The 6,725-nt window shown below is 71.4% G+C and carries 5 protein-coding genes and 2 pseudogenes; 4 read left to right on the top strand and 3 right to left on the bottom strand.

The genetic code is table 11. The annotated features are described in order from the left end of the window. Together ACYVE7_RS26360 and ACYVE7_RS26355 are read right to left on the bottom strand one after the other, a co-directional pair. A pseudogene (locus ACYVE7_RS26360) lies at nucleotides 1-501 on the bottom strand (hypothetical protein); the annotation flags it as partial. 75 nt (nucleotides 502-576) lie between these two features. Continuing rightward, nucleotides 577-1,425, bottom strand: coding sequence for a hypothetical protein (locus tag ACYVE7_RS26355; protein ID WP_460368201.1), 849 nt, complete (start codon nucleotides 1,423-1,425; stop codon nucleotides 577-579). Nucleotides 1,426-3,235: 1,810 nt separating this feature from the next. Here ACYVE7_RS26355 and ACYVE7_RS26350 point away from each other — a divergent pair. The 3 genes from ACYVE7_RS26350 (at nucleotide 3,236) to ACYVE7_RS26340 (ending at nucleotide 5,833) form a co-directional block, all read left to right on the top strand. After that, nucleotides 3,236-3,718 (top strand): hypothetical protein, encoded by a 483-nt coding sequence (locus ACYVE7_RS26350; RefSeq protein WP_460368199.1) that lies wholly within the window; start codon nucleotides 3,236-3,238, stop codon nucleotides 3,716-3,718. A 173-nt stretch (nucleotides 3,719-3,891) separates the two neighbouring features. Then, complete coding sequence (locus tag ACYVE7_RS26345; RefSeq protein ID WP_460368197.1) at nucleotides 3,892-5,124, top strand: MurT ligase domain-containing protein; 1,233 nt, start codon at nucleotides 3,892-3,894, stop codon at nucleotides 5,122-5,124. Next, complete coding sequence (locus tag ACYVE7_RS26340) at nucleotides 5,114-5,833, top strand: type 1 glutamine amidotransferase (RefSeq protein WP_460368196.1); 720 nt, start codon at nucleotides 5,114-5,116, stop codon at nucleotides 5,831-5,833. Before ACYVE7_RS26345 ends, ACYVE7_RS26340 begins: the two co-directional genes overlap by 11 nt. A 61-nt stretch (nucleotides 5,834-5,894) precedes the next feature. On the opposite strand, the gene ACYVE7_RS26335 is transcribed toward ACYVE7_RS26340, so the two are convergent. Beyond that, nucleotides 5,895-6,260 carry a DsrE family protein gene (locus ACYVE7_RS26335; protein ID WP_460368194.1) on the bottom strand — a complete coding sequence of 122 codons (366 nt, stop codon included), beginning with the start codon at nucleotides 6,258-6,260 and terminating at the stop codon, nucleotides 5,895-5,897. Nucleotides 6,261-6,441: 181 nt separating this feature from the next. On the opposite strand from ACYVE7_RS26335, the pseudogene ACYVE7_RS26330 reads away from it, so the two are divergent. Beyond that, nucleotides 6,442-6,725 (top strand): annotated as a pseudogene (locus ACYVE7_RS26330) (hypothetical protein); the annotation flags it as partial.

The raw sequence follows: 6,725 nt of genomic DNA, 5'->3' as shown, positions 1-6,725 counted from the left end.
TTCGGGGTCGGCAGGCGGCTCGGCCCAGGGGCGGTCCGGGTCGGCGGGGGTTTCCGGTGGGGCGGGCCAGGGGCGGTCGTCGGCGGGGGGCTCCGGCTGGGACGTCCAGGGGCGTTCCGGGTGGGTGACCGGGTTGGGGTCTTCGCCGGGCTGGGCGGCCCACGGACGTTCGGGATCGGCGACCTGCCGTTCGGGGACCGTGCTCCAGGTGCCGCGGCCGCCGCGTTCGGGACGGTCCTCGGGCTCGGCGACGGGCTGCTCGGTCCACGGGTGACGGAGCGGGGCCTCCTGCGTAGCGGGACGCTCGCCTTCGGACGGGTCGTAACGCCAGGACGCGCGCGGGCCGTTCTCCGGGGTCCAGGGCTCCGGCGGCCACGGCTCGCCGCCGGGGATCTGCGGAGTCCACGGCGCGGGGTCGTCCGCGTGGGGCAGGACGGCATCGCAGCGTGTGCACCGTCCCAGCGAGCCAGGGGTTTCGCTACGGCATTCCGGACATTGCATCGGCGGCCTCTGTCGGGGTTTGGCCCGTGATTACGCCCCACACACTACAGGTGGAGCATTTACGGCAATTCGGGCTTAGAACTTGGGTGCTTTCTTGATCCCGAGGGCGGGCGCGACCTGGTTCCAGCCGGCGAGGAACTGGGCCTTGGCCTTCGTCGCCTGGTTCGACAGGTTGACGCCCTGCTTGTAGTGCGGGTCGTCGACGGGCGTCGCGCCCGTGCAGCCCTGGTGCGCCTGCGCCCACTGCAGGAACGCCTGGTCGACGCTCAACGAGAACTGCATCGACTTGACGAGCGCCTTCTTCAGCCCGTCGCCGTTGGCGAGCTTGGAGTAGTCGAGCTGCTGCGACCGGGAGAGCTGGTCCTGACGCTGCTGCGCGACCTGCTGCATCCCCGTGATCGCTTCGGGAAGCTTCTCGCACTTCTTGGCGAGGACGAGCGCGGAACCGAGGGTTCTGCGGCTCAACGCACTGGCTTTGAGCAGGGAGTTCACCTTGACGGCTTGTGCTCTGGCCGCCGGGTCGACGGGCTGCTGGACGGGCTCGTCCTCGGCCTTCTGTTCCTGCTGGACGCCCTTACCGTCCTTCTTGCCGGGTTCGGCCTTGTCCCCGTCACCGCCCAGCACCACGAAGAGCACCGCGATGATCGCCAGCACGACGAGCACGACCACCCCGATGACCAGCGGCTGGACCTTCCGCCCGCCGTCTCCCGAGGACGCCGCCCGATGCGACGTCGTCGTCGGCATCGGCCCGTTCGGATCCCACAGCGGACGCTCCTCACGCCCACCCCACTGCTGCCACGCCTCTTCCGGCGACCGCTGCTCAGCCGCCTGCGCCGCCTGCCAAGCCGGCGCCCCACCCCCCTGCGCCGCCCAGCCCTCACCCGGCACGGCCACATTCCCGCCGTCCTGCGCAGGCCACGGCACAGGCGTATTCACCAGCCCCTGCCCCGCGACGCCCGAAGCGGGCGTCCCGGTCCCGTCCTGCACAGGCCACGGCCCGGACACGCCGTTCAAACCCTGCCCGACGACGTCAGCCGCGGACCCACCCGCTGCGCTCTGCCCGGACCACGGCGCACCGTTCTGCCCGGCAGCGACCTGTCCGTTCTGCCCGGCCCACTGCCCACCCGGCTCCAGCCCGACCGCACCCTCCGGCCCGGCAAGGGCAGGCCACTGTCCGCTCTGCCCGTCAACGCCAGATACGTCCTGCCCGTCCCACTGTCCGCCCGGCCCGGCCCCGACAGCGCCCGCTGCCCCGGCGTGCGCGGCCCACTGTTCGCCCTGCCCGGAAGCTCCGGACGGGTCCAGCACAGGCCACCGCTCACCCGGCTCCAGCCTGACGGTGCTTTCCGGTCCGGCTACCGCAGGCCACTGCCCACCCTGCGTCGGAACGCCGTGCGCACCCTGAGCCGACCACTGCTCGCCCCGCCCAGAGACACCGGCCACGTCCTGCACGGGAGCCCCGGTTGCACCCTGCACCGACCACGATTCACCGTGCCCTGCCCCATCCTCCGCAGCCCACTGACCGTCCTGCGGCGGGATCGCGCCCGCACCCTGGGCGTGCCACGGTTCGGCCTGAGCGGACCACGGTTGACCGTGCTCAGAGCCGTTATGCGTGGGCGGCTGGACGCCCTGCGGCGGGATTGCAGTCGCGTCCTGGGCGGGCCATGGTTCGGCCTGCGCGGACCATGTTTGGCCGTGCGCAGAACCGTTCAGCGAGGGCGGCTGAACGCCCTGCGATGGGATTCCGGGCGCATCTTGGACGAGCCATGGTTCGCCCTGTCCGGCGACGCCGGGAGCGTCTTGGGCAGGCCACGACTCGCCGCGTCCTGGCCCGTCCTGTGCGGGCCAAGGTGCACCTTGTTGTCCGGGAGCGTCCTGCGGGGAGATTGCGTTTGCGTTCTGGTCGAGCCAGGGTTCGCTCTGTCCGGCGGTGCCGGGAGCGTCCTGGGCGGACCATGGTTCGCCGTGTCCTGGCCCGTCCTGTGCGGGCCAAGGTGCACCTTGTTGTCCGGGTACGCCCTGGGGAGGGATCGCGTTTGCGTCTTGGGCGAGCCAGGGTTCGCTCTGTCCGGGCGCGCCGGGTGCCTCCAGGGCGGGCCACTGGCCGCCCGTGGTGGGGGTCGCCGAGGCGGCTGCGGGGAGTTCCAGGGCGGGGCGCTGCGGGAAGGCGGTGTTGTTCTGGGGGAGTCCCTGGGACTGGGCTGCGTCGAGCGCGGGCCGCTGTCCGACTTGCTTGGGGGCGGGCGGAATGCCCTGTGCGGACTCAGGGACGCCAGAAGCAGCGGACTCTAGGGCGGGCCACGCGCCCTGGGCGGGAGCGTCCGGTCCGGCGGGTGTCGGCCACTGTGCGCCCTGAGCGGCGATGGCCGGGAGGTTCTGGGCGGGCCATTGGCCGTCCTGCGTGGGGACGGCGAGGTCGGCCTGCGCGAGCCCGGGGGCAGCCTGCCCGGGAGCGGGGGCGCTCTGCGCGGACCAGGAGTCGAGCTGCGGCGGGACGCTGGGGCCGTCCTGCGTGGACCAGGAGTCGAGCTGCGGTGGAACGCCGGGGCTGGCCTCGGCGGACCAGGAGTCGGGCTGTGGGGGGACGCCGGGTGCGTCCTGGGCGGGCCAGGGGTTCTGCGGGGGGATGCCGGATGTGTCCTGGGCGGGCCAGGAGTCGAGGTGGGGGACGGCGGATGCGTCCTGTGACGGCCAGGGGGTGGGCTGGCCGTTCGGGAGGGCGGGGGGTTCGAGGGTGGCGGAGGGCCAGGGGGTCTGGGTGAAGGCGTCGGCGGACCAGGGGTCGGCGGTGGCGTCGTCGAAGACCGGGGTGAACTGGCCGGTCGACTCGCCCAAAGGGGACGGGTCGGACGGGGGGATGGGGGCGGCGAACCAGTCGTCGGGGACGGGGGAGGTCGCCGTCGAGGTGGGCTGCTCCGGCTCCATGGCCGGGCTCCACCACTGGGTGGGTTCGCCCGGTTCGTCCGGGGATGCGGGTGCCGTCCACATGGAGGCGTCCAGCTGCATCGTCTTCTCGGTGCTCAGCGAAGCCGGGGCGTACGCGCCCGCCAGAGCCGACAAAGGGGCGTGGCAGCGGGCGCAGTGGGACTGCCCTTCGGACGCCGGTGTGGCGCAGGACGGACACTGCATGGCGCTCGATCCTTCGGTATTCGGCGGTTCCGGCAGGCAAGTCACTGCCTCGGCTGGTACCTGTGATTCTGCCTTGTCCTCCCGGTAACTAGGGCCGCAAGACAGATTCATTGGCACTTGTGCGGTGTGCATCACATCGCCACGATTCGTCACGTTCTCACAGCGCAAAGTGCTTTCCTGGGCGGTTCGCCGTCGATCACCACCGGTTCGTCGGGGGCAGCCACTAGAGTCGGCGACAAGGGCCAAGGGAAAAGGGATGCGATGAGTGATCTTCCGCTGCGGTCGCAGTTGGCGGTCGCCCTGGGGCGGACGGCATCGAAGATGTCGCGGCTGGCCGGGCGTGGCGACGGTTCGGTGATCGGCGGCAAGATCGGGCTGAAGCTCGACCCCGAGCTGCTGACGAGGCTCGCCAGTGACCGCAAGCTCGTGCTGGTGTCGGCGACCAACGGCAAGACGACCACGACCAGGCTGATCGCGTCGGCGATGAGCGGGCTCGGCGAGGTGGCGACCAACGCGTTCGGCGCGAACATGCCGACCGGCCATGTGTCCGCGCTCGCCGCCGCACCCGATGCGAAATACGGCGTTCTGGAGTGCGACGAGAAGTATGTCCCGCTGGTGCTCAAGGAGACCGGCGCGAACATCGTCCTGCTGATGAACCTCAGCCGCGACCAGATGGACAGAGCGGGCGAGATCTGGCAGCTCGCCGGCAAATGGCGCAAAGCCCTCGACGGCGCCGACACGCACGTCGTCGCCAACTGTGACGACCCGCTCGTCACCTGGGGTGCGAAGACCGCCAAGCGCGTCACCTGGGTCGCGGCCGGGCAGGCGTGGAAAGAGGACTCCTGGTGCTGCCCCGAGTGCGGTGGCCCCCTCGACCGCGAGAACAGCAACTGGGCGTGCCGCCAGTGCGACTTCGCGCGTCCCAAGCCCGACTGGATCCTGCACGGCAACCGTGTGACGGCCCCCGACGGCAACACCTACGACCTCGACCTGCAGCTCCCCGGCCGGGCCAACCGGTCGAACGGCGCGATGTCGCTGGCCGTGGTCGCCCTGTTCGGCGTGCAGCCGCAGCAGGCGCTGCCGCTGCTCGGCAACGTCGCCTCCGTGGCGGGGCGGTACACGACCGTCCAGCACGAGGGCCGCGACATCCGGCTGCTGCTGGCGAAGAACCCGGCCGGCTGGCTGGAGGCGTTCGACGTGCTGGAGCCCGCACCGGGCCCCGTCGCACTGTCGATCAACGCCCAGGGCCCCGACGGCCGCGACACCTCGTGGCTGTGGGACGTGGACTACCGCGTGCTCAAGGGACGTCCCGTGTGGGCGACCGGCGAGCGCAGGCTCGATCTGGCCGTCCGGCTGGAGGCCGCCGAAGTCGACTTCAAGCTCGTCGACGACATCGAGCAGGCCGTCTGGGAAGTCCAGGGCGGCAAGCTCGACGTGATCGCCAACTACACCGCCTTCCAGAACATCCGAACGAGGTACGGCCGTGCCCTCTGACGTCATCAAGATCGTCTGGATCTACCCCGACCTGCTGAGCACGTACGGCGACCGGGGCAACTGCATCGTCCTGGAGCGACGCGCGAAGCTGCGCGGCATCGCGACGCGGACCGTGAACGTCCACTCCGACGAGCCGGTGCCCGTCGACGGCGACATCTACCTGCTCGGCGGCGGTGAGGACCGTCCGCAGATCCTCGCCGCGCAGCGGCTGCGCGCCGACGGCGGGCTGGCGCGCGCCGTCGAGTTCGGTGCGTCGGTGTTCGCGGTCTGCGCCGGCTACCAGCTCCTCGGCCACGAGTTCGGCGGGGAGGAAGGGCAGCCCGTGCCGGGGCTCGGCCTGCTCGACATCCGCTCCGGACGCGGCGAGATCCGCGCCGTCGGCGAGATCGTCGGCGAAGTCGACCCGGCACTCGAAATCCCGATGATCACGGGGTTCGAGAACCACCAGGGCGTCACCCACCTGGGTCCCGGCGCGATCCCGCTCGCCAAGACCCTCGTCGGGATCGGCAACGGCAACGGCTACGAAGGCGCCTACTCGGGCCACGTCATGGGCACCTACATGCACGGCCCGGCGCTGGTCCGCAACCCGGCGCTCGCCGACCTCCTCCTCACCTGGGCCCTCAAGCGCCCGCTCCCGCGCATCGACGACACCTGGTCCGGCAAACTCCGCACCGAACGCCTCAAAGCCGTCCTCCCCACCCCTTCCTGACCACTCACAACCCCAGGCCCGCACCCCACCGGCGCGGGCCTGCCGCTTTCCACCAGCCGTCTCAGTAGACGAGGGCCTGGGTTTCGGGGCGGGTGATCTCTTCTACGAAGGTGGGGGCGCCGGCGATGCGGATGCCGGGGAGGAGGTCGGCGGTGGTGATGTCGCGGCGGGCGGCGCACTGGGTGCAGAGGGTGATCGAGCCGGCGGAGAGGATGACGTCCAGGAGGTCGGGCAGGGGCGTCGAGTGGGGGAGGACGGGGAAGCCGGCGGCCCGGCCCGGGAGGGCGAACCACGCGGACTCGCCGGTGAGCCACAAGGAGACCGGGACGCCGCTCGCGACCGCCGCGGCCGCGACCGTGAAGGCCTGATTGGCGCGTTCCGGAGCGTCGGAGCCCGCCGTTACCTTGATCACCAGTGATCGGCTCATGAGGGGAACCCTACTCGTCGGGTGTGACGAATTCCGGGTGGTGGGAACGGGAACGATCTCCGTCGCGTTGGCGTCCAATGATTTGCTGTATCGAGCAGCAGAAGGCAGGCTGTGAACTGGTCGCGTGGTATAGGCGCGCCCTTGACCGGATGGATGAGCAGGCGCTGTAAGGAGCCACCCGATGACCGAGCAGAACGGCCCCCAGTGGCCGTCGCCTGAGGATCCGGCGTCGGCCGAACAGCCCACGCCCGACCAGGGCGAGCAGGCCGACCAGCCGATCCGGCCCGCCGGTGAGCGGACCGTGGTGTTCGGCGCGCCGCAGCTGAGGCCCCCCGGCCAGCAGCCGCCCGCGGCGTTCCCGCCGCCCGCCGAACCCGACCCGTCGCCCGCCCCCGGCTGGCAGACCACGGAACCGGCCCCCCCGACCCACCCCGAACAGCCCTGGCAGCCCCCCGCCTACGGCCA

The sequence above is a fragment of the Actinocorallia lasiicapitis genome, assembly GCF_054778695.1.
Note: the sequence above shows the minus strand (reverse complement) of the source record. Positions and strands in the feature narration are given on the sequence as shown.